General features: G+C 44.7%; 4 protein-coding genes. All 4 read right to left on the bottom strand.

Going from position 1 to position 2,314, the window contains the following annotated elements:
- Positions 1–650 (bottom strand): PLDc N-terminal domain-containing protein (locus tag WAM07_RS09395; protein ID WP_422166308.1); only part of this gene is annotated, 650 nt, incomplete at its 3' end.
- 233 nt (positions 651–883) lie between these two features.
- Positions 884–1,255: a VOC family protein gene (locus WAM07_RS09390; protein WP_422166306.1), complete on the bottom strand. Its 372-nt coding sequence runs from the start codon at positions 1,253–1,255 to the stop codon at positions 884–886.
- Between the two features lie 159 nt (positions 1,256–1,414).
- Positions 1,415–2,041, bottom strand: a complete 627-nt coding sequence (locus WAM07_RS09385) for a TetR/AcrR family transcriptional regulator (protein WP_422166305.1) — start codon at positions 2,039–2,041, stop codon at positions 1,415–1,417.
- Positions 1,995–2,314 (bottom strand): MFS transporter (locus WAM07_RS09380; protein ID WP_422166303.1); only part of this gene is annotated, 320 nt, incomplete at its 5' end. The genes WAM07_RS09385 and WAM07_RS09380, both read right to left, overlap by 47 nt.

Genomic DNA, 2,314 nt, shown 5'->3' with positions numbered 1-2,314 from the left:
GCATTTTTCATGCTGCGCTTCGCGTGGCCGGACATTCCAATACTGCCGGCCGCATCAAAAATGACCTTAACCTCAAGACCAGCCTCCGCCTTTTCCTTCAGAATATCGATAATCTCCTGGCCAATCTGGTCATCACGAAAGGTATAATACTCCATGTGAATGTATTCTTTCGCTTCCCGTAAACGTTCTTTGATAGCAGGAAACGTTTCGTCCCCATCTTTCAAAACGGATACTTCGGAAGAGAAGCTAATGGGAAAACCACCTTCCGCTTCGATCCTATTGGAAATGAACTGTTCCTCACTGGTCAGCTGATTCCAGCCAATAGATGCATTTTTATCGATGGCAGAATCTAAATACCTTTGATTATCTTCTCTCTTACTTTCAAATAAATGTCCTCTGACCTGTAATTGACCTGAATAGACAAAGAAAACGTAACCCACCACCGGAAAGAATATAATCGAATAGAGCCATAATAGGGTTTTGTGGGGTGAGCGGTTTTCTAACATCAATACATAACAGACAGATACTATGATTATTAAATAAACAGCGGCGGCCGATACCCTGATCGGAAAGGGCTGCTCGCTGAAAAACGTCAGATAAAATGTAACGCCGAGTAGTAGAATGAAAACGATTTGTCTTACTTGCTTCATTAGGTGTACTTCTCCCTTTTTTTCTCCTTGTAATCTTCTTGTAACACATCTAAAAATACCCTTTGAAAAAATGTAGTAAACATGATCGTTGAAGGAAAATCAGGGACATCCTTTAATTCCTTATGCTGCCGTTAACATATAGATAAAAAAACACGTCCTTGGACGTGTTTTACTGAAAAATGACCACGGCAGATCCTATTCCCGTGGTCATTTCACTATAAAAACCCATAACCCTATCGGTGCTGATCGATCAGGATCGGGTTTCCATCAGGGTCTACCATGGTAATGTTTTCCGGCCCCTCCGTCGTCTCATCAGCTTCAGATACCAGGTTCACTCCTTGTTCCTTCAAATGCTTCTGAATTTCCCGCACATCTGTAAATGGATTCACATCTTCGGCATTTTGATTCCAGCCAGGATTGAACGTTATGATGTTGTCCTCAAACATTCCCTGAAACAGACCAATTACACTGTTCTCATTTTTCATCACAAGCCAATTTTGAGTAATGTCGCCTCCGAATACTTCAAATCCCAACTTTTCATAAAAGGCTTTCGATTTATGAATGTCTTTCACGCTTAAACTTATAGAAAAAGCACCCAAATGCATAAAATCCCTCCTGGATATTTATTTGTACTTTAATTGGTTCGCTTTTATTGGGTGAAAGTCCTTTTTCACGTTCTCCATATGCGAAAGTTTCCTTACTATATTTGTTCAAATAGAAGCGGTCTGTAAGCAAATACCAACAAGCCCAAATAAAAATCCCCCTCATGAAGAGGAGGATACATCCAGCGCCATCTTTAAATACTCGACAAACAACTCCGACTGCTCCTTCACTCTCACCTTTTCCTCAGGCAGAATGGCATGGTCAAGCGCCAGCCCATCCACAAACGTAATGATCGATCTCGCTATCAACTCGCTATCATAGCGGTCGCTGAACTCTCCGGCTTCCTGACCGGCTTTAATGATTTCGTCGTAAATGCTCAGTCCTATCTCATACCGCTTTTCCCCATAGGCACGACGGCGTTCATCGTTGCGGCCGGTGATAAAGAATTCGAGCTTGCTCGGGGCGAGCGGGTCCATATTCGCATCCGGACTTCCATCTTCCCCGAACATCAGCTCCATGAGCAGGGCCCAGTGCTTAGATTCTACTTCATCCAGAGATAAATCCACCTCTTCCACTTCCTCACTAATCCCTTCCTCAAGAATTGCTTCGAAAAGGTCTTCTTTATTGGAGAAATATTGATAAAGTCCGCCCCGGCTGACATTGGCGGCTTCCATGACGTGCTTCATCGTCGTATGTTCATAGCCGTGCTCGATAAAGACGGTGGTTGCGGCCTCCATAATGTCAGCTCGTCGTTGCTTCAGGTGTTCTTTGCTTACTCGTGGAGACATCTGCATTCCCTCGCTCTACTTTTCGTTTTGTCAGAAATCCTATCAGTGCTACCAGGACGAGAAGACTCGCCGTAATCGTAAACGTCGGAACCACTCCTATGATCGTCGCGATCCATCCTCCAAGCAGCGGACCAATGATCGTCGCCGTTGTCATCACGCTGTTGAGAACGCCGAACACGCGGCCCGTCATATGGACAGGCGTGTGGACTTGAACAGTCGCCTGAAAAGGAACGAAAATTAAGCTCGCCGAGAAGCCGGCCGTGAATCCAAGCC

It is taken from the genome of Halobacillus sp. (genome assembly GCF_049282395.1).
Taxonomy (GTDB): domain Bacteria; phylum Bacillota; class Bacilli; order Bacillales; family Halobacillaceae; genus Halobacillus.
The sequence above is the reverse complement of the archived record's forward strand: the minus strand, read 5'-3'. Positions and strand labels throughout refer to the sequence as shown.

Coding starts and splice junctions, on each gene's coding strand:
- WAM07_RS09390 (WP_422166306.1), bottom strand. CDS start 1,255: ATGCATTTGGGTGCTTTTTCTATAAGTTTAAGCGTGAAAGACATTCAT.
- WAM07_RS09385 (WP_422166305.1), bottom strand. CDS start 2,041: ATGTCTCCACGAGTAAGCAAAGAACACCTGAAGCAACGACGAGCTGAC.